Source organism: Dermacoccus sp. 147Ba (assembly GCF_004151355.1).
GTDB classification, from domain to species: Bacteria; Actinomycetota; Actinomycetes; order Actinomycetales; family Dermatophilaceae; genus Dermacoccus; species Dermacoccus abyssi.
Genome location: NZ_SEHL01000002.1, coordinates 302,868 through 322,687 on the forward strand (window position 1 = coordinate 302,868; position 19,820 = coordinate 322,687).

The window sequence follows — 19,820 nt, forward strand, 5'->3', positions numbered from 1 at the left end:
GTGACTTCCGCCTTCATCAGTTACTCCCACCAGGACCAAGAGTTGGTTCGGTCGGTGGCAGAGCATCTTCAAGCCGATGGGTTCCACGTCTGGTTGGACGAGTGGGACCTGAAGGTCGGGGACTCTCTGATCGAGCGCATCTCGGAGGCCATCGACCAGGTGGATTTCGTGGTGGCGTTCATCTCCAACGCGAGCCGAGACAGCCAGTGGTGCCGAAAGGAGGTCTCGCTGGCCATGACGGGCGAACTCGCGGCGAAGGGCGTCAAGGTGCTCCCCGTGCGCATTGAGGGGGCTCAGATGCCACCGACGTTGGTGGACAAGTTCTTCCTCGATGCAACCGGGCTCGATGCTATGGGGATCAAGGAGAGACTGGCCCGGGACATGGCGGCGCACATCTCCCCGTCCCGCATCATCCCGACGCGCCGGACAAAGCCCCAGCCCGCCGTCCCCTCGAAGGCTGAGGACGGCCCCATCCGGATCGTGGGCATCGACGCGCAGGGGATCACTGCACCACGTAACGACGGCACTCCTGGCTCAGCGCTCTACAGGGTGCCGGTGCTGCTCTCGCGCCGCACGGACAGCACGTGGGGCCAACTCATGGTTCAGAACTGGGACCGCCCGCCTCAGTTCTCGACCATGCACCGACCCGGGATCGGCTCAGTCTCCGGCAACGCCTTCGTCTTGAATGGGACGACGCTCGAAGAGGTGGAGAGGTACCACCTCGACACTCTCCAACTAGCCGTAGAAGAGACGAACAAGCAGTACGACGAGATCATGCGCCGCCATAAGGCACGGGCCGATGCCGAGGCAGAGGCTAGGCGCAAGCATGAGATGAGCGTGGCTTCAGCGCTCGACAGGCTGGCGACCCGGTTCGATTCCTCATCATCGGACTCGTAGGACGCAGAGATGGAGACTGACTTCGCCCCGATTGGAGAGGCACGACTGCGCCAGATTCTGGACGCAGTTGTGGCCGAGGGGGACGCGGCTGAGTATCTCGGGCTGGAGGCCAAGAGCGACATCGACCCGAGCAAGAAGGGCTCCGGGGTAGCCAAGATCGCCAAGTTCATCCTCGGCGTGGCCAATCGAATGCCCGCTGTGGCGGCAGGTTACTTCAAGGGCTACGGGGTCATGGTCGTTGGAGCAGAGAAGGGTCAGGCTCCGGGCATCCCGAAGGGCGTCGAAGCGCACGAACTGGCGGACAGGCTGAAGCCCTACCTCGGACCCAATGGGCCGCGCTGGGACTTGGCTCGGCTCCCGACCTCGGATACGCACGAAGTGCTCTTCGTGTTGGTGGAGCCACCATCGGACGGCCAGCCGCTCTTCCCCTGCCATAAGGACTTCCAGCCCGCCGAAAAGGCGGACGCAAAGTTCGCACTCGCTAACGGCGACATCTATGTCCGGGACAAGTCTCGGACCCGCAAGGCGTTGGCCAGCGAGGTACAGGCCCTCCTGAGGCGAGGCGCTCCCCTCACACCGGAGGTGGCCATCGACTTCGACGTGCTGGGACGCGCACTCCTGGTGGTCGATACAGACTCGGGTCTGCGGGACATCATTGCTGCGAAATCGGAGCGCACGAGGCAGAAGGCCGAAGAGGAGAAGCGAGAGGCGGAGGAGAGCGCCAGGAAGAAGGCCGAGGAGGCGCGTAAGAAGTGGGCGGCTGAAAGACCAGTGGGGGACCCGACGCGCTTCCTGAGCGAGTCGGCGGTGGAGTCGATCATGAAGACCATGACTTCGCTGGCCCCCCAATGGCGGATGCCGGGCAGTCTGTTCGGCTCGCCGGAGCCCGAAGTTTCTCGTGACACCGAGGAGATCATCAAGGAGCGGGAAGAGCGCTGGTGGAATCGCTGGCCTGAGTGCCGGGAGAACCTCTGTTCTGCGACTGCCGAGCGTATTAGGTTCGCCGTCGAGAACCGGGCCGCCAGTTACCTATCCAAGCCCCAAATGGTTGTAACGATCGACGGGGCTCGTGCCATCGAGCCCCAGGACGCGGACGACCTGAAGGCCCACAAGGTGCTCCCGTTCGTGGACAAGCCAGGACCACCCACCGGCCCGTACGGGATGGCCCTGCCCGACTTATTGGACTATCAAGCGTTCCGGCCTTCGATTGCGAACCCCGAGGTCGACTGGACCAACAATGCGGACGGCTCGGTGATGGTCGTGCTGACGCCTTCTGCCCTGCGTCCCTCCACGCTCTGGACTAGTGGCGACGACGAACTCGTCCTGGTTGTTCTGGACCCGGCATCGACGGAGTTGACAGCAACTTGGTCGTTGACCGCAGAGGGGATCGGGAAGCGCTTCGACGGTCAGTTCACGATCCCCATTCAGAGGGTCGATGATGCGGTGGAACTCATGCGTGCCTACGTCGCAAGCACTCGCCGTTATTAGTTAGTTCCCCTGGGTCGGCAAGAGCGTGGTGCTCACGGGACACGAGGGTCTTGCGCAACGCCTCTGGAAAGGGCGTTCCCCCGAACGCCCTCCAGGTGTGCCGCTGCCACCGGGACGGGTGGCGCGGAGCGCCGCCAACCCACCAAGTCGGAACGGAGCGCTCCTCGATCTGCTCGTCCAGCCAGCGAACCTGTTCCCGGTGATGGACCCGAGCCTCACCGCTGGGCTCCTGGGTGCCGTACGCCAGCAGCACCCCGTCGCAGTCATCGAGGCAAGAGACAAGAACGGAGCGGGCGTCCAACCAGCCGTCTGGGGTCCTTCCGAGATCAGCGATGCCGCCACTGCGGTAGGTCGGAAGCGCGAAGAGGTTGGCGAGGACGGCTTGCTCGAAGCCAAGGATCGTCGCTGCCTGCTGGACGCGGGCCAGAGTGCGTTGACCGCTGGTCCGGGCGGGCGGATTGCTCCCCACCACCAGCAGTGTCCCGCGCTCAGCCATCAGGTCAGCCTAGCCGTGCTGCTCGCCGTTCCTGGATCGGACACCTGTGTGCCTACGCTCAATAGCGCCTCAGCCACGCAAGCCCACCTCAGGAGGGATTGTCATGACCCAACAGCACCCCAACGACTCCCTCCAGGCCGATCTGGAGGCGCTTGCCGAGGTCTTCGAGGCCGAGGACCGAGAAGACCGCCGCGCCGAGGCTCAGCGCCGTCGTGACAGCCTTCCCGAGCCCAAGCGGGACATCCGGACGTTCCCCGGCTTCGCGGACGGTGGGGCGACTCCTCGCGCCTGAGCGCCTGCTCTTGGCCGCTACCTTTGCGCGACCCACGCCTCCTCCAGCAGCACGCTTGCAACGGCGTACTCAGCGCGGTCACGGTCGAGATCGGGCACGAGTTGGGTGAGGTCGTTTTTGGCGCGCTCGGCTGCCTCGAAGACGGCGGAGATCAGGGTCTGCTGATTGGTCGCTCTCATGCGCCTGGAATGTAGCCAGGTGGACCGACATTCGACAGGAGTTCGTAGTCGGTCGGGCTGGTGCTCGGCGTACTGTGGGTGCTGGACTAGCAGTAGCGGCCCGTCACGTGGGGGTTGGATGCGCTACGGAAGTCTCATCTAGAGTGCGAGGCAACCAATCCGACTTGCGCAGTCATTCTGAGATAACCCCTAGTTACGTGTCTCATGTCAACTGCGGAAGGTCACTCCCCACCTGCACCGCCACACCCACACATGAGCGTGAGGCGCGCGTCAGAACGCGCGCCTCACGCTCATGCTGTTGAGCTCGGGCCGTCAGCATTCGGCGTCAAAACCGAGCAACCCGGGCGCTAGCTGTCACGGGTGGGCGCCCCTCACGACCGATTCCCACGGTGGTGAGGGGCGCTCACGTGTTCTATTGCGCATGCGGGCGCGAACATAGCTGAGGCACAGGAACGAGCCAGGTACGCCATGGCTACCCCCGGTTGTCTGGTCACCATCACCCCAGGCACGTTCCGAGGAGCACCCCATGCGCACCACCACGATCGTCGGCATCACCGTACTCACCACGGCAGCGCTTGCCGCCCCGGCCGCCGTCGTGGCGCACGACAACCTCGGTGATCTCCTGCCGGTGACGCGCATCGCGGGCTCGTCGGGAACGAGCTTCCTTCCCGACAGCTCCAGCGCTGGCAACGGCTGGAACGGCGACGACGGAGCGTCCGGTACGAGCGCCAGCTCGACGAGCGGCACGTCCACGACCGCTACCGAGGCCCAGCAGCGAGGCGTCGTCATGATCGACACCGTGACGACGAACGGCGAAGGCGCCGGCAGCGGCATGGTGCTGCGCTCTGACGGCACCGTCCTGACGAACTACCACGTCGTCGAGGGCTCCACCCAGATCCGCGTCACGGTGCCCGGCGGGCAGAAGTACACAGCCGAGGTGGTCGGACATGACGCGTCACACGACATCGCCGTGCTCAAGCTCAAGGGCGCAAGCAACCTGGCCACCGTGCGCCTCGACACCGACGGCGTGAAGGTCTCCGAGAAGGTACTGGCCGTCGGCCAGGGCGGTGGCGAGGGCGTGCTGTACGCCGCGAGCGGACTCGTCACCGCCACCGACCGCTCGATCACGGCGAGCGATTCGACGGCGCTCGACTCCTCCGAGGAACTGACCGGTCTCATCCAGACGAGCGCGCCCATCGTGGGTGGCTACTCGGGTGGCCCGCTCTTCGACGCGGACGGCGAAGTCATTGGCATCGACACCGCCGCAGCCTCCAGCAACTCCCTCACCGCCTACGGCAACGCGGACGCGCGCAGCGCGGAGGGCTACGCGATTCCGATCACCCAGGCGAAGTCGCTGGCCGACACCATCCTGGCCGGAACGAAGACATCGACGAACCACATCGGTCACCGTGCCGCTCTGGGTATCGCCGTCGTGCCGAGCGGCTCGAGCCGCGGCGGGATGACGCCCTACGGCGGGTCGAGCGGGGTCACGGTGCAGAACGTCCAGAGTGGGTCGGCCACGGCATCCACGGGCCTGGCGGCCGGCGACGTCATCACCGCCTTGGACGGCACAACCATCTCCGACACGGGTGATCTGGCCGATGTCATGGACGGCCACTACCCCGGCGACTCCATGAAGGTGACGTGGACCGACACCTCCGGCGTGACCCGCACGGCAACCGTCACGTTGCAGAAGGCGACGACGAACTGAGGGCCCGGGAGAAGCGGGCGGGCCGTTTCGACGGTGACCGCGCGCTCAGCAGCGAGGCATGGGAACCCCCGTCGATCCAGTACCGTTGTGCCATCGACCGTTCCCCCACCGTGAGGCATTCTCGATCATCATGGGCCCAGCCCTTTCCCTTCTCGCCGGCATCGTGATCGTTCTGGTCATCACCGCGTTCACCGGCTGGTTCGTCGCCCAGGAATTCGCGTTCATGGCCGTCGACCGTTCCCGCACCGCAGCACGAGCCAAGGGCGGCGACGACAGAGCCGCCAAGACGCTCCAGGTGACCCGCAGCACCTCGTTCATGTTGAGCGGCGCTCAGCTCGGCATCACCGTCACCGGTCTGGTCGTCGGTTACGTCGCCGAACCACTCATCGGTGGCGCGATCCGCGACATGGGCTCTGCAGCCGGCATATCGAAGGCGTTCGCCGCCGTCGTCGGTGCCGTCGTCGCGCTCCTGCTGTCGACCATCATCCAGATGGTGCTCGGCGAGTTGTTCCCCAAGAACTACGCCATCGCACGCCCGGAGCAGGTCTCCGACCGCCTCGCCGGTTCGACGCTCGCGTACCTGCGCGTCTTCAAGCCGCTCATCTGGCTCTTCGATCGTGCCTCCGAGGCTCTGCTCAAGCTCCTGCGCATCGAGCCCGTGCACGACGTCGAGCACTCGGCGACCCTGCGCGACCTCAAGCACATCGTCGGCGAGTCCCGCGGCTCCGAGCTGCCCGAGGAACTGTCCGACATGATCGACCGCGCCCTCGAGTTCCCCCAGCGCCCCGCCGGTCACGCAATGATCCCGCGTGCCCGCGTCGACGTCGTCCAGGCCGACACCCCCGTCCGCGAGATCCGACAGCTCATGGAGGGCGGCCACACGCGCTACCCCGTGCTCGACAACGACGACGTCGTCGGAGTCGTCGAACTCCTCGACGTGCTCACGCTCCCGTCGGACGACGAGCGCGAGGTCAGCGAGATCATGCGACCCGCGTTCCTCATCTCATCGTTCACCGTGCTCCCCGAGGCGCTCGCGGCCATGCGAGCCGAGCGCCGCACCCTCGCCATCGTCGTCGACGAGTTCGGTGGCTTCGCCGGCGTGCTGTCGACCGAGGACCTCGCCGAGGAAATCGTCGGCGAGATCGAGGACGAGCACGACCCCGACGACCTCACGGCCATCGTCGAGGACGAGACCGGTGACGACGACGCGTGGATCTGCCCCGGCGGCACGCCCACCGACGAGGTCGAGCGTTCGCTCGACATCCTCATGCCGCCCGGCGACTTCGAAACCGTCGGCGGCGTGGCCATGGCCTACAACGGCGGCTTCGTCGAGGACGGCGTCACCGTCGAGGTTCCGCTGCCCGTTGACCCGGGCGAGTACGCCTCCGACGACGCGCCGCCTGAGCGTTTCCTCGTCATCCAGGTCATCGACACCGAGAACCGCGTGCCGCACACGGTGCGCCTCACCCTCGATGCACGCCACGAGACGGAAGGTGACGCCGCATGAGCACCCCCGCCCTCATCCTCATCAGCGTCGCGATCGTGGCGCTCAGCGCCTTCTTCGTGGCCGTCGAGTTCTCGCTCATCGCAGCGAAGCGCCACCGCTTCGAAGAACTCGCCGCCACCTCCCGCAGCGCCCGCGCCGCTCTTCGCAGTTCGGGTGACCTGACGCTGTTGCTCGCCGGCTCCCAGCTCGGCATCACCCTGTGCACCCTGGCACTCGGTGCCCTGTCGAAGCCGGCCGTGCACCACGCACTGACGCCGCTCCTCGCTGACCTCGGCCTGCCCAGCACTGTGGCCGACGTCCTCGCGTTCGTGCTTGCCCTGTTCATCGTGACGTTCATCCACCTCGTCGTCGGCGAAATGATGCCGAAGTCATGGGCCATTGCTCACCCGGAGCGTTCCGCGATGCTGCTCGCGCTGCCCATGCGCGGCTTCATGCTCTTCACGCGTCCGCTGCTCGTCGTCCTCAACGGCGCCGCCAACTGGCTTCTGCGCCGCATGGGCGTCGAGCCGGCCGACGAGGTCGCCGCGGCCCAGGACCCGGAGGGCCTGGAGCAACTGGTCGAGCACTCGACGGAGACCGGCACGCTCGACCCGGTCTCGAGCAGCCACATCCGGGGTGCTCTGTCGCTGCGGGAGATGACGCTTTCCGATCTCGTACGACCCGACCACGCCATTACCGCGGTCTCGAAGGACGCCACCGCGGCGGACGTCTGGCACACCGCCCAGAAGGCGGGACACCTGCGTGTCCTCATCGGTTCGAACGGTCATTACGAAGGTGCGGTTCACGTCCGAGACACCGTCTCGCGCGAACCGTCGGCACCGATCGCCGACCTCGTCCACCCCACGGCAACGTTCGACGAGAGCACGCCGGTGACGAAGGCGATGCATGCAATGCGCGAAGGCCGCCAGCACCTCGCCCAAGTCACCCGCGAAGGCTCCTTCGTGGGCGTCGTCACGCTCTCCGACACCTTGCGCGGTCTGTTCCCCGCGGAGGTGGGCACCCGCGCTGAGCCTGCGACCAGCGACGTACCGTTGGACGCATGAACGCCTCCCCTCGCGCTGTCGACCTCACGATCACCGGCCACGTCCAAGGCGTCTCGTTCCGCGCCTACACGGCCGACCGAGCCCGCGAACTGGGCCTCGTCGGCTGGGTGGAGAACCTCGACGACGGCTCGGTGCACGTGCGTGCCCAAGGTGATCCCGACGCCGTCGAGAGCCTCGTCGACTGGTGCCACGACGGTCCGTCCGCCGCACGTGTCGACGACGTCGAGGTGCGCGATGTGGCGCCCGAGTCCGTCGACGACTTCTCCGTGCGGCGCTGATCGCCCCCTCGATGGAGTGCGTCTACTTCGACCGGCATCGCTGCCGCTCGTGCACCCTGCTCGAAACTCCCTACGCGGAGCAGCTTCGCAATAAGCAGGCTCGGGTCGCCGAGACGCTGGCCACGCGGGTCGCCGACGGTGTCTGGCGACCCGCGCGGGCATCGGCCGAGACGCGGTTCCGATCCAAGGCGAAGCTCGCCGTCGGCGGCACCCTGCAAGCGCCGACACTCGGCATCACGGACGCAGATGGAACCGGGGTCGACCTGCGTGAGTGCGGTATTCAGGACGAAGCCATCTGGGACGTCGTGCCCGATCTTGCAGGCTTCGTCACGTATGCCGGGCTGCGCCCCTACGACGTCACACGTCGCGAGGGTGCCCTCAAGTTCGTTCTCGTCACCGCGAACACCGACGGCGAACTCATGGTGCGCTTCGTCCTGCGTAGCGAGGACGACGTACCGCGTCTACGCGAGGCGTTGCCCGCTCTCCTCGAGCGCCTCCCCCAGGTGCGCGCCGTCTCGGCGAACATCCATCCCGAGCACAAGGCCGTGGTCGAGGGCGACCTCGAGATCCCACTGACGCCGGAGCAGACCCTGCGTCTGCCGGTGGGCGACGTCACGCTGCACCTGCGTCATCGCAGCTTCCTCCAGACGAACACCGACGTCGCCGGCGACCTGTACCGACAGGCCGCCGCCTGGGCCGACGCGGTGCACGCGCGCAACGTCCTCGACCTGTACTGCGGGGTCGGCGGGTTCGCACTCCACCTCGCCGGCGAGCACCGGAGGGTGCACGGCGTCGAGATCGAACCCACCGCGGTGGAGAGCGCGCGCCTGGCTGCGTCGGAGCGAAGCACCGCAGGGGATGTCACGTTCGAGGTCGGTGATGCGAGCGTGCTCGACGTGCCTGCGGAAGACTCCGCCGACCTCGTCGTCGTCAACCCACCGCGACGGGGTATCGGCGAGCACCTGGCTCGTACGCTCGACGGCAGCGGCGCGCACACCGTCATCTATTCGAGCTGCAACCCGACGACGCTCGCGGCCGATCTGGAACACCTCGCCTCCTTCGATGTCACCGCCGCGCGCCTGTTCGACATGTTCCCGCACACCCACCACGCCGAGGTGGCCGTGCTCCTGCGCCGTCGCCTCTGAATGCGGTCGACCGCATAACCATTCGGATACAAAGCTCCTGCGCCCCGAACCGCTGCGCCGATTCAGGGATCGCCAAGAATAGATTGAGGGGTCTTTCACCCACGTCACACCTGGGAGCCCTGAGTGCCCGAGAACTTGCCCGCTGACGCCCGCGACGCGTCAGCACCCTCCGCGCCTTCGACCTCGACGCCGAAGAAGGATCGCAGCCACTGGCTGTACATCGCCGTCATCATCGCCGTGATCGGCGGCATCATCTTTGGTCTCGTCGCTCCCGACGCGGCCAAGGAGTGGAAGCCTGTCGGCGAGATGTTCGTCGATCTCATCAAGATGATGATTTCGCCGGTCATCTTCTGCACCATCGTCCTGGGTATCGGCTCGGTGCGGAAGGCTGCCACCGTCGGTAAGGCCGGCGGTCTGGCCCTCGCGTACTTCCTCACGATGTCGACCTTCGCACTGGCCATCGGCCTCGTCGTCGGCAACATCATCCAGCCGGGACACGGGCTCAAGATCACCCCCGGTTCGGCTGACAAGTACGTCGAAAAGGCGTCGGAGTCCGACCACGGCCTCCTCGGGTTCATCGCCGACATCATCCCAACAACTCTGTTCTCCCCTCTCACCGGCGACAGCGTCCTGCAGACCCTGTTCGTCGCCCTGCTCGTCGGCTTCGCCATCCAGAAGATGGGCGCCGACGCCGAGCCGGTGCTGCGCGGTATCACCTACCTGCAGAAGATCGTCTTCCGCGTGCTGACGATGGTTCTGTGGCTCGCCCCGATCGGTGCATTCGGCGCCATGGCTGCGGTCGTCGGAGAATCCGGAGCCAAGGCCGTCGGTGAAATGCTCAAGCTGATGTTCGGGTTCTACGTCACCTGTGCTCTCTTCATCTTCGTCATCCTCGGCGCACTGCTGTGGCTCGTCGCTCGCGTCAACATCTTCAAGCTGCTCAAGTACCTCGCCCGCGAGTTCCTCCTCATTGTCGCGACGTCGTCGTCCGAGTCGGCCCTGCCGAACCTCATGGCGAAGATGGAGCACGCCGGCGTCGACCGCTCCACGGTGGGCATCGTCGTACCGACCGGCTACTCGTTCAACCTCGACGGCACGGCCATCTACCTCACGATGGCGTCACTCTTCATTGCCGACGCCATGAACATGCCGATGTCGATGGGTGAGCAGATCGGTCTGCTCCTGTTCATGATCGTGGCGTCCAAGGGGGCCGCAGGTGTTACCGGTGCGGGCCTCGCGACCCTTGCCGGCGGCCTGCACGCGCACAAGCCCGAACTCGTTGACGGCGTCGGCGTCATCGTCGGTATCGACCGCTTCATGTCCGAGGCTCGCGCGCTGACGAACTTCGCGGGCAACTCCGTCGCCACGGTTCTCGTCGGCACGTGGACCAAGTCCATCGACCGCGAGCGCCTCAACATCGTCCTGGACGGCAAGGAGCCGTTCGACTACTCGACGATGGAGGATCACGGCAGCGAGGCTTCAGCGCGTCACTGATCGGTTCTCCCCGGTTTCGATGCGATCCCGTCACCCGCGAAGGGTGGCGGGATCGCATCGTTATGGAACCTATATGCGCACCGCGGGTGTCGACGACGTGGGCCACGCCACACCGCCCGTAGGGTCGCGGGATACCCCTACTCCCCCGACGACGTCCGAAAGGCGGCCACGTGTCGAGCCCAGTCGCACCACAGAACGAGGAGGTGGCGGGCGAACAGCTCTCCCGCGGCCTCAGCAATCGCCACATCCAACTGATCGCCATCGGCGGAACGATCGGCACCGGCCTCTTCATGGGCTCCGGCCGCACGATCAGTGCCGCCGGCCCGTCGGTCATCCTCGTCTACGGGATCATCGGCTTCTTCCTGTACTTCGTCCTGCGCGCCATGGGCGAACTGTTGCTGAGCAACCTCGAGTACAAGTCGTTCGCGGACTTCGCCGGTGACATCCTCGGCCCGTGGGCCGCGTACTTCACGGGGTGGACGTACTGGTTCTGCTGGATCGCCACCGCGATCGCCGATGTCGTCGCCATCGCAAGTTACGTCGCGTTCTGGTGGCCTGATCTCCCCCTGTGGATTCCCGGCCTGGCGCTTATCTTCCTTCTCCTGGCGCTGAACCTGCCCTCGGTGAAGTCCTTCGGTGAGCTCGAGTTCTGGTTCGCCCTCATCAAGATCGTCGCCATCGTGGCGCTCATCATCATCGGCCTGTACATGGTGTTCACCGGCTTCTCCTCCGGCGGTTCCAAGGCCGCGTTCTCGAACCTGTGGGACCACGGCGGCTTCTTCCCCAAGGGCTTCATGGGCTTCGCGGCCGGCTTCCAGATCGCCGTGTTCGCGTTCGTCGGTGTCGAGCTCGTCGGCACGGCAGCCGCCGAGACGAAGGACCCGCACCGCAACCTCCCCCGCGCGGTGAACTCGGTGCCGATCCGCATGCTGCTGTTCTACATCGGCGCCCTCTTCGTGCTGATGTCGGTTCGTCCCTGGACGGAGTTCAAGGCGGGCGAGTCGCCCTTCGTCAAGATGTTCGCGCTCGCCGGTCTCGCGGCAGCCGCGGGTGTCGTGAACTTCGTCGTCCTCACCTCGGCGGCGTCCTCGGCCAACTCGGGCATCTACTCGACGTCGCGCATGATCTACGGCCTCAGCCGTCAGGGGGACGCACCCCGGGCGTTCTCGAGCCTGTCACGCAACAAGGTTCCGGTCGCGGCGCTCCTGTTCAGCTGTGTGTTCCTGCTCATCGGCATTCCGCTGCTCTACGCCGGTGGCGGTGTTGCCGAGGCCTTCGACATGATCACCACCGTGTCGGCGATCTGCTTCATGTTCGTCTGGACGATCATCCTGCTCAGCTACATCACCTACCGCCGCCGTCGTCCTCACCTGCACAAGGAGAGCACCTTCAAGATGCCCGGCGGCATCGGCATGTGTGTGGCCACGATGGTGTTCTTCGTCTTCGTCCTGTGGACCCTGACGACGCAGGAGAGCACCCTCACGGCGCTGCTGTGGACGCCCCTGTGGTTCGTCCTCATCGGGATCGGTTACCTCTTCGTGCGCAACACGCCGGAACACCGCGTCCTGCGTGGCCAACACGCCGACAAGGTCGTGGCCGAGAAGCGGGCAGCAGCAGCACACCGCTGACCCCTTGCTCCGTTCGACGACGGCCGTCCGCTCACTTCGGTGGCGGGCGGCCGTCGCCCTGTCGGGGGCGCTGAATCGCTGCCCTTCGTACACAGGTGTGACGGCCGTTCGGGGCTGTGGACGGCCCCCGGCACGCTCGGTGCGTTTTGGCGCACGCTGAAGGCATGACGATCAATCCAGCCCACGCCCCCATCACCTCCCGATCGACGCTCACGGCGTTCTGGCGGAACGTGCTCGGTGCCAGCCGGCCACAGGGGCGCAGCCTCTGGCTCGCCTTCCACGACGAGAACGGCCGCGTCCACAAGGCACTCACCCAGATCGACGGCCTCGCCCTACGTCCCGACGCGGACGCCGTCGCCAACCTCGCGCTCGTCGTCAGTTCGATCGCTGAGGAGTCGCCGGACATCACCGGAGCGCTCGTCCTGCTCGAACGCGGCGGAACGAGCGGAGCCTCCCCGTTCGAGGAATCGTGGGCGGACGCCCTCACCGCTGCCCTGGAGGGGTACCTGCGGTGGCCGGTCATGGTAGCGGCACCCGACAAGCTGGCGGAGGTGCCGCTCTGGACGAGCGCGGCGTGATTCCTGCTTCCCTGTGATCCTGTCGGCACGCACGCCAGGCGTGTCCACGGCGTGAAACGATGGCCTCATGAAATTCGCAGAGAACGTCGCCGACCTTGTGGGCAACACCCCGCTCGTCAAGCTCGGCCCGGTAGCACGTGAGGCGGGCGTCGAATGCACCGTCCTCGCGAAGGTCGAGTACTTCAACCCCGGAGGCTCGGTCAAGGACCGCATCGCCCTCAAGATGATCGAGGCCGCAGAGGCCTCGGGCGAGCTCAAGCCCGGTGGCACCATCGTCGAGCCGACGTCCGGCAACACCGGTGTCGGCCTCGCGCTCGTCGCTCAGCGCAAGGGCTACCGCTGCATCTTCGTCTGCCCCGACAAGGTGGCCAAGGACAAGATGGACGTTCTGCGTGCGTACGGCGCCGAGGTGGTCGTGACGCCCACGTCGGTGGCTCCCGATCACCCGGATTCGTACTACTCGGTCTCCGACCGCATCGTCGAGGAGACGCCGGGCGCGTGGAAGCCGAACCAGTTCTTCAACGAGTTCGGCCCGCAGTCGCACTACGAGAGCACGGGCCCGGAGATCTGGCGTGACACCGAGGGCAAGGTGACGCACTTCGTCGCCGGCGCGGGTACCGGCGGCACGATCACCGGCACGGGTCGCTACCTCAAGGAGATCAGCGCCGACCGTCCGGAGAGCGAAGGTGGGCGCGTCCGCATCATCGGTGCCGACCCCGAGGGATCGATTTACTCGGGCGGCAGCGGACGCCCGTACCTCGTCGAAGGTGTCGGCGAGGACATGTGGCCGGGCGCGTACGACCCGTCGGTTCCCGACGACGTCATCGCCATCAACGACCAGGACGCCTTCACGATGACGCGAGCTCTCGCCGAGAAGGAAGGTCTTCTCGTCGGTGGCTCGAGCGGCATGGCCGTCGTCGGTGCTCTGCGTGTGGCGAAGGACCTGCCGGCCGACGCCGTCGTCGTCGTCCTGCTGCCCGACTCGGGCCGCGGTTACATGTCGAAGATCTTCAGCGACGAGTGGATGAACTCGTACGGCTTCGTCACCGGCGGCGACGATAAGACCGTGGGCGAGGTGCTGCGCCAGAAGTCGGGCGACCTCCCCGACCTTGTGCACACGCACCCCACCGAGACGATCCGCGACGCGATCGACATCATGCGCGAGTACGGCGTGAGCCAGCTGCCCGTCGTGGCTGCCGAGCCGCCGCTCATGCTCGGCGAGGTCCGCGGCGCCGTCAGCGAGCGCACGCTCATGGATCTGCTCTTCGCCGGTAAGGCGCAGTTGGCCGACTCCGTCGCCGATCACCTCAGCGAAGGTCTGCCCCTCGTGGGCCGGGGCGAACCGCTCTCGGCCGCCCGTGAGGCACTGCAGGAGGAGGACGCTCTCCTAGTCGTCGAAGGTGGCCGTCCCGTCGGCGTCCTGACGCGCTTCGACCTGCTCGAGGCCCTCGCCAAGTAGGTCCCTGCGATGTGACGAAGGCCCCGCAGTCGACGCTGCGGGGCCTTCATCATGTCGGGCGCTTCAGGCGCGCACGCGATCGGCACCGGCGTACACGTTGAAGTGGTCGCGGCGCATCATGCCGACGAGCACGAGCCCGTACTCCTCGCAGAGATCAACGGCCATCGACGACGGCGCCGACACCGCGACGATGCCGCTCACGCCCGCGGCAACGGCCTTCTGCACGATCTCGAAGGACACACGTCCCGACACGACGAGCAGACGGTCGCGCGCAGGGAGAAGCCCGTCCATAAGGGCTCGGCCGAGCACCTTGTCGACGGCGTTATGACGGCCGACGTCCTCGCGCACGACGTCGATCCGCCCGTCGTAGGTGGCGAGCCCGGCGGCGTGGAGACCTCCCGTGCGTTCGAACGCCCTTTGCTGTTCGCGGAGGGTGTCGGGCAGGTCGCGTGCGACGTCGACGTCGAGCACCTGAGCCGAGCGCGGCCCGACGGCGCCGAGCGTCAATTGGTCGGCACTACAGACGCCGCAGGCCGCGCCGGTGACGAAGGATCGGGGGCGCGGTGGTGTCGTGTGCGGCGCGAGCGCGATCTCGATGACATCGACGTCGTTCTTCCAGCACCCGCGCAGCTGCGTGACGTCGGCCGGAGCTTCGACGCCGGATTCGACGAGAAGCCAGCCGGCGGCAAGTTCCGTGTCGTGCCCCGGGGTTCGCATGAGCACGGCGAGTGTCGTGTCACCGAGGTGGAGTTCGAGGGGCGCCTCGACGACGAGGTCGTCGGCGCGTCCGGTCATGCCACCGGCGTTGACGCGGTGGACGCGGCGACGGGCTGTCATCTGCGACACCCGGGAAGCGTACAGTCGCGAACATGGCTGACGCGAGAACCCATGTGAAGGAACGCACTTCGGCGCCTGAGGGCTTTTTCGAAACGGAGGCCGCCGGGTTGCGGTGGCTCGGTGAGGCAACGGCGAGTGGCGGAGCGGACGTCGTCGAGGTGCTCCACGTCGATTCGCGCTCGCTCACCTTGGCTCATGTCGAGTCGGCCTCCCCAAACGCCGAAGCGGCTCACGCCTTCGGCAAGGCGCTTGCCGCGACGCACGCCGCCGGAGCCCCCGGCTTCGGCGCCCTTCCGCCGGGCGCGGGTCACTACTATTTCGGTCCGCTCGATCAGCCGATCTCGCTACCCGCGGACGTGTACGACGACTTCGGCACCTTCTACTCACGTGCCCGCCTGCACCCCCTGGCGGAGCGCGTCGACCTTCCCGGGCGGGACACTCGCCTCCTCGACGATCTCTGCAGGGCACTGGAGAACGGCGCAGCCGAGTTCGGCCGTTCCGCCGTCACGCCGGCACGGGTGCACGGCGACCTGTGGAGCGGCAACGTCATGTGGTCACCGAACGGCGTGGTACTCATCGACCCGGCAGCGTGCGGCCACCACCCGTTGGCGGACCTCGCGATGCTCATGATGTTCGGCGCTCCGCACGTCGAGGAGATTGTCGCGGGCTACGAGGCGGCGCGGCCGCTGCGCAGCGGTTGGCGTCAGGAGATCCCCCTGCACCAGCTCTTCGGCTACCTCGTGCACCTTGATCTCTTCGGTGGCGCCTACCTCTCCCCCACGACTGATGCGCTACGGGCAAGTGCCGAACTCTGCGGCGTCTGAGACGGAACCGATGTGACTGCGCTCACGTCGTAGTGCTGGCATATCAACCACGGGGCAGGGGAACAGCATGTGCGAGCACGACGCCTTCACTCACACGCCAGGATCGGGCCACGGCACGACGCGACGAACGTTACTCACTGGCGCACTCGCCGCGCCGCTCGTGGCGGGTGTCTCCGCCGGATCGGCCACGGCAACCACCACGGTGACGCGCTGGGTGAAGCCGCCGTACACCGACGCCTACCCGGCGATGCAGGTCAAGAACGCCGTGGGCCGTCTCGGTGAGGCGGTGCCGGTCACCGGCTACTTCGTCAACACGACGTGGTTCAAGATCACCACCGGCAAAATGGCGGGTACGTACGTCTCCGGTTCGGGGCTGACCACGACGAACCCGGCCACCCAGACCTTCGCCTACCCCTCACCCGACCCGTTCTCGCTCCCCCCGGTTGGCTCCCGCCTCACGCGTTACGTCATCAGCCGCGACTTCTATGTCAGCACCCGCGCGTCCGCGTCCTTCTCCGCCGCGCGCAGAACATCGATCGCGCCCCGCACGAAGGTCACCGGCAAGCTCGTCTCGAGCGACTGGGTGAGGCTGGACGACGGCCGCTACATCACGACCGCGCTGCTCGCCACCACACCGGTCGTCCGTGCCTTCAACGGCCGCGTGCCGAGCGGAAGGCTCCGCGCGTTGCCCGCCTACCTACGAGCACCGTCGGCCGCCGCATCGTCCCTCGAGCGCGTTGCGGCCATGCAGTTCATCCGGATGGACACGGCGTTCGCGAAGGTCTTCGGCTACCACATCACCGTCGAAGAGGGCTACCGCTCGCTGTACTGGCAGAAGCACTGGTACGCCCAGTACGGCGCGCCTCGCGCTGCCTATCCGGGTACGTCGAACCACGGCATGGGGCTGGCCGTCGACATCCGAAGCGGTGCCGGATCGCCCTTCACCTTCGGTACATCTGCTGACAAGTGGCTGACCGCGAACGGCGCAGGTTTCGGCTTCGACCGCTCGTGGTGGCTCGACCAGGGCCGCCCGAACGCCGAGTTCTGGCACTACAACTTCATCGGCTGACAGAGACGGCGAGCCTCAGGCGAGGTTCGCCGTCCACCACTGCGCGAGGTCGCGGGCCGAGGTGTCGACGGCCGTCGCCCAGTCGAGCGCCGACTCGTCGGCGTCGTCGGAGACGTGCTTGACCACGCGCACCGGCACCCCAAAGGTCTGGCACGCCATGACGACCGCGTACCCCTCCATGTCGACGAGCGACGCGCGCTCGGCGAGCACGTCACGCACCGCAGGGTCGCTGACGAACAGGTCACCGGTGGCCAGGACGAGCTTGGGGTCGCCGAAACCCGTCGTCAGTCGCTCACGTGGGTCGTAGCCGAGCGCACGGATGGCGTCTGCACTCATGTCGTGATTCAGCACGACGCCCGGCTCGAAGGCGCCGCGAAGACCGGGCCGGAGCGCCCCGCAGCTGCCGAGGTTGACCACGGTGAGCCCCTCGCGACCGGCTTCCCCGCGCTCCGCGAGAGCACGCGTCGTGGCGATCGCCGCCGCCGTCTTCCCGAGCCCGGTGATGACGACCTCGACATCGTCGGGCAGATAGCGCGTCTCGCTGCGGGCAGCGGCAATGACGAGGAAACGCTCGCTCATGCCTCGAAGCGCTCCGTGTCACCGGAACCCACACGAACGACCTCCGGGTAACCCTCGGTGAAGTCGACCACCGTCGTCGGACGAGGCTCCACCGACTCCGCGTCGATGACGATGTCGACGAGGTGATCGAGTTCCTCCTTCACCGCCCAGCCGTACGTGAACGGCTCTTCCTGATCGGGCAGGATGAGCGACGTCGACAGCAACGGCTCCCCCAACGCCTCGACGATGGCACGCGCCACCGGGTGAGTGTCGAGACGCACGCCGACGGTCTTCTTCTTGGGGTGGACAAGCTTGCGCGGCACCTCGCCCGTCGCCGGCAGGATGAACGTGTACGGCCCGGGCGTTGCCGCCTTCACCGCGCGGAACGCTGCGTTGCTCAACTGCACGAGCTGCCCCATCTCCGCGAAGTCACGGCACACGAGAGTGAAGTCGTGCTTCGCGTCGAGCTTGCGGATCCGAATTATCCGCTCCTTCGCTTCGGCATTGCCGAGCGTGGCACCGAGCGCGTAACCCGACGACGTCGGGTAGGCGATGAGCGCGCCGTCACGCAACGCGTCCACGACCTGCGCGATGAGACGCGGCTGCGGGTTCTCGGGGTGGATGTCGAGGAAAGTTGCCATGCCTCACGCTACGCCGCGCTGCTGCTCCCCGTCGATGCGTGGATCCTGGTCGAAACCCCGCCGTCGGGTGTGCAGAACGTACGCCGCCATGATCAGGGGCCACTGCTCGTACGCCGCGCGGAACGCCGCGTTCGCCTCGCGCCATCCGTCGTGCTCGAAGTGCACCCGACTCCCCCAGTCGTTCTCCGAGAAGCGCACGGACACGTGGCTCGGCGCATCCTGTTCGCCCTGCCACCAGCACCACCACGTGACCTGCTCGCCGGGTTGGAGCACCTCGATTCGTCCCCACACGTCCACCCCGCCATCGGACGACGTCCACGTGACATCGGCGCCTGCGACACCGCCCAGTGAGGCGCTTTCGAACGCCAGGGGGTCACGGCTGAACTCACGCGGCCACCATCGGGAGAACTCGTCGACGAAGAGAGCAAAGGCGAGCGACTGCGTCACCGGGACGTCGTACGTCAGCCGGATGGGATCCACGAAACGTCGCCCCCTTCTCACTCAACGGTCGCTCCATCTGACCACAGCGGCTCCGTGTGTCGGGGGTTTGGGCGCACCCGTTCGTCGTCAGGATTCGACGTGCATCCGAACCTCGGTCGGAAGGAGCACCGTACGGCTCACGGTGCACAGGCGTTCGTGCGAGAGCTCCACCGTCTCCGGGTACACCTTGCGAGCAGCGTCGCCCGCTTCACCCTCCGGGAAGCGCACGGTGAAGGTGACGTCGATCGGGCCCATGTGGTTGCCTTGCTCGTCACGCAGCTTGTCGCCCTCGGCGACGACGTCGAACTGCTCGGGCTCGCTGCGGCGCGAGGTGAAGATGTCGACGTCGATCGCGCTGCACCCGGCGATGGCCGTGAGCAGGAGCTCGACGGGCGTGAACTGCTCGTCCTCGCCCGAACCGAAGTCGAGCGTGCCGCCGCGCGCGTTCGTCGCGGTGAAGCGACCGGCGCTCGTACGGGTGAGGGAAACACTGCGGTGGGCATCGGTAGAAGTCATGGGGCCATGGTGCCACTAGGCTCTTCGGGTGCCCCTCGTCACCGCTCCTCAAGGTCCCCCGCCCGGCAAGGGCCAGCTCGTCCTCGTCCGTCACGGCGAAACCGAATGGTCGCGCGACGGGCGTCACACCGGCACCACCGACCTCCCACTGCTTCCGGCCGGCGAAGCCGTTGCACGCGCGGCGGGGCAGGCGCTCGCCGGTCGTCACTTCGTCGCCGAGTTCGTCTCACCGCTGACCCGGGCGCTGCGCACCGCCGAACTCATCGGCCTGAAGAACCTCGAGATCGACGAGGACCTGCGCGAGTGGGATTACGGCGGCTACGAAGGCAAGTCCACGCCGCAGATCCGTGACGAGGTCGGCTACGACTGGGAGATCTTCAGCCACGGCGTCGTGCCGGGTGAGACCCCGGGTGAGACGGTCGAGGACGTCGCGGCCCGCGCCTCGCACGTCCTGAACCGCGTCATGCCGTTGCTGGAGAGGGGCGATGTCATCCTCGTGGCCCACGGCCACCTCCTGCGCATCCTCGCAGCCGTCTACCTTCGGCAGGAGCCCCGCTTCGCCGCCCAGCTCATGCTCGACGCCGGCGCGGTATGCGCCCTCGATCACCACCACGACGTGCCCGGGATCCTCAGCTGGAACACGACGCACCTGCCGTCGGCATGACCTGCGGGATCGGGTTGTCGGTGGTCGCTCCTAGGG

Annotated in this window: 22 protein-coding genes; 15 read left to right on the top strand and 7 right to left on the bottom strand. The window is 66.8% G+C overall.

The annotated features are described in order from the left end of the window. Both EVU97_RS03695 and EVU97_RS03700 read left to right on the top strand, forming a co-directional pair. Entirely contained in the window at positions 1 to 897 is an 897-nt protein-coding gene (locus tag EVU97_RS03695; RefSeq protein WP_129663602.1) for a toll/interleukin-1 receptor domain-containing protein, read from the top strand. 9 nt (positions 898 to 906) lie between these two features. Continuing rightward, a complete protein-coding gene (locus EVU97_RS03700; protein WP_129663604.1) occupies positions 907 to 2,385 on the top strand; it encodes a hypothetical protein in 1,479 nt (492 codons plus the stop codon). Here the strand turns inward: EVU97_RS03700 and EVU97_RS15425 are convergent. Further along, positions 2,348 to 2,881 (bottom strand): DUF1643 domain-containing protein, encoded by a 534-nt coding sequence (locus EVU97_RS15425; protein ID WP_129663606.1) that lies wholly within the window; start codon positions 2,879 to 2,881, stop codon positions 2,348 to 2,350. The genes EVU97_RS03700 and EVU97_RS15425 overlap by 38 nt on opposite strands. A gap of 103 nt (positions 2,882 to 2,984) precedes the next feature. On the opposite strand from EVU97_RS15425, the gene EVU97_RS03710 reads away from it, so the two are divergent. Further along, on the top strand, positions 2,985 to 3,173 hold the full coding sequence (locus EVU97_RS03710) for a hypothetical protein (protein ID WP_129663608.1): 189 nt from the start codon (positions 2,985 to 2,987) through the stop codon (positions 3,171 to 3,173). Positions 3,174 to 3,190: 17 nt separating this feature from the next. On the opposite strand, the gene EVU97_RS14915 is transcribed toward EVU97_RS03710, so the two are convergent. Beyond that, complete coding sequence (locus EVU97_RS14915; RefSeq protein ID WP_165357865.1) at positions 3,191 to 3,352, bottom strand: hypothetical protein; 162 nt, start codon at positions 3,350 to 3,352, stop codon at positions 3,191 to 3,193. A gap of 526 nt (positions 3,353 to 3,878) precedes the next feature. Here EVU97_RS14915 and EVU97_RS03715 point away from each other — a divergent pair. The 9 genes from EVU97_RS03715 to EVU97_RS03755 all read left to right on the top strand — a co-directional run bounded on the left by EVU97_RS03715 (position 3,879) and on the right by EVU97_RS03755 (position 14,195). After that, a complete protein-coding gene (locus EVU97_RS03715) occupies positions 3,879 to 5,063 on the top strand; it encodes a S1C family serine protease (protein WP_129663609.1) in 1,185 nt (394 codons plus the stop codon). Positions 5,064 to 5,193: 130 nt separating this feature from the next. After that, positions 5,194 to 6,570, top strand: coding sequence for a hemolysin family protein (locus tag EVU97_RS03720; RefSeq protein ID WP_129663611.1), 1,377 nt, complete (start codon positions 5,194 to 5,196; stop codon positions 6,568 to 6,570). After that, on the top strand, positions 6,567 to 7,613 hold the full coding sequence (locus tag EVU97_RS03725; RefSeq protein WP_129663613.1) for a hemolysin family protein: 1,047 nt from the start codon (positions 6,567 to 6,569) through the stop codon (positions 7,611 to 7,613). The genes EVU97_RS03720 and EVU97_RS03725 overlap by 4 nt, the downstream gene beginning before the upstream one ends. Then, positions 7,610 to 7,891, top strand: coding sequence for an acylphosphatase (locus EVU97_RS03730; RefSeq protein ID WP_047311626.1), 282 nt, complete (start codon positions 7,610 to 7,612; stop codon positions 7,889 to 7,891). Before EVU97_RS03725 ends, EVU97_RS03730 begins: the two co-directional genes overlap by 4 nt. An 11-nt stretch (positions 7,892 to 7,902) precedes the next feature. Continuing rightward, entirely contained in the window at positions 7,903 to 9,036 is a 1,134-nt protein-coding gene (locus tag EVU97_RS03735) for a methyltransferase domain-containing protein (protein WP_129663615.1), read from the top strand. A 123-nt stretch (positions 9,037 to 9,159) separates the two neighbouring features. Beyond that, entirely contained in the window at positions 9,160 to 10,530 is a 1,371-nt protein-coding gene (locus EVU97_RS03740) for a cation:dicarboxylate symporter family transporter (RefSeq protein ID WP_129663618.1), read from the top strand. A 170-nt stretch (positions 10,531 to 10,700) separates the two neighbouring features. Then, positions 10,701 to 12,158 carry an amino acid permease gene (locus tag EVU97_RS03745; RefSeq protein ID WP_118915104.1) on the top strand — a complete coding sequence of 486 codons (1,458 nt, stop codon included), beginning with the start codon at positions 10,701 to 10,703 and terminating at the stop codon, positions 12,156 to 12,158. A gap of 164 nt (positions 12,159 to 12,322) precedes the next feature. After that, complete coding sequence (locus tag EVU97_RS03750) at positions 12,323 to 12,736, top strand: hypothetical protein (RefSeq protein ID WP_129663620.1); 414 nt, start codon at positions 12,323 to 12,325, stop codon at positions 12,734 to 12,736. A 67-nt stretch (positions 12,737 to 12,803) separates the two neighbouring features. Continuing rightward, positions 12,804 to 14,195, top strand: a complete 1,392-nt coding sequence (locus tag EVU97_RS03755; protein ID WP_129663622.1) for a cystathionine beta-synthase — start codon at positions 12,804 to 12,806, stop codon at positions 14,193 to 14,195. A gap of 63 nt (positions 14,196 to 14,258) precedes the next feature. Here EVU97_RS03755 and fdhD read toward each other — a convergent pair whose 3' ends face one another. Beyond that, complete coding sequence (fdhD, locus tag EVU97_RS03760) at positions 14,259 to 15,032, bottom strand: formate dehydrogenase accessory sulfurtransferase FdhD (protein ID WP_129663865.1); 774 nt, start codon at positions 15,030 to 15,032, stop codon at positions 14,259 to 14,261. 32 nt (positions 15,033 to 15,064) lie between these two features. On the opposite strand from fdhD, the gene EVU97_RS03765 reads away from it, so the two are divergent. After that, positions 15,065 to 15,856 (top strand): fructosamine kinase family protein, encoded by a 792-nt coding sequence (locus tag EVU97_RS03765; RefSeq protein WP_129663624.1) that lies wholly within the window; start codon positions 15,065 to 15,067, stop codon positions 15,854 to 15,856. A 67-nt stretch (positions 15,857 to 15,923) separates the two neighbouring features. Next, the gene (locus EVU97_RS03770; protein ID WP_129663626.1) at positions 15,924 to 16,925 is read left to right on the top strand and encodes a M15 family metallopeptidase; all 1,002 of its coding nucleotides are present in this window, start codon (positions 15,924 to 15,926) and stop codon (positions 16,923 to 16,925) included. A 15-nt stretch (positions 16,926 to 16,940) separates the two neighbouring features. On the opposite strand, the gene EVU97_RS03775 is transcribed toward EVU97_RS03770, so the two are convergent. The 4 genes from EVU97_RS03775 to EVU97_RS03790 form a co-directional block, all read right to left on the bottom strand. Continuing rightward, complete coding sequence (locus EVU97_RS03775; RefSeq protein ID WP_129663628.1) at positions 16,941 to 17,504, bottom strand: nucleosidase; 564 nt, start codon at positions 17,502 to 17,504, stop codon at positions 16,941 to 16,943. After that, complete coding sequence (locus EVU97_RS03780; protein ID WP_047311617.1) at positions 17,501 to 18,124, bottom strand: L-threonylcarbamoyladenylate synthase; 624 nt, start codon at positions 18,122 to 18,124, stop codon at positions 17,501 to 17,503. Before EVU97_RS03780 ends, EVU97_RS03775 begins: the two co-directional genes overlap by 4 nt. Before the next feature lie 3 nt (positions 18,125 to 18,127). Further along, positions 18,128 to 18,604, bottom strand: coding sequence for an SRPBCC domain-containing protein (locus EVU97_RS03785; RefSeq protein ID WP_129663630.1), 477 nt, complete (start codon positions 18,602 to 18,604; stop codon positions 18,128 to 18,130). Positions 18,605 to 18,691: 87 nt separating this feature from the next. Further along, positions 18,692 to 19,120, bottom strand: a complete 429-nt coding sequence (locus EVU97_RS03790; RefSeq protein ID WP_129663632.1) for an OsmC family protein — start codon at positions 19,118 to 19,120, stop codon at positions 18,692 to 18,694. A 28-nt stretch (positions 19,121 to 19,148) separates the two neighbouring features. Between EVU97_RS03790 and EVU97_RS03795 the strand changes: the two genes are divergently transcribed. Continuing rightward, a complete protein-coding gene (locus EVU97_RS03795) occupies positions 19,149 to 19,784 on the top strand; it encodes a histidine phosphatase family protein (RefSeq protein ID WP_047311614.1) in 636 nt (211 codons plus the stop codon). The last annotated feature ends 36 nt before the right edge of the window (positions 19,785 to 19,820 follow it).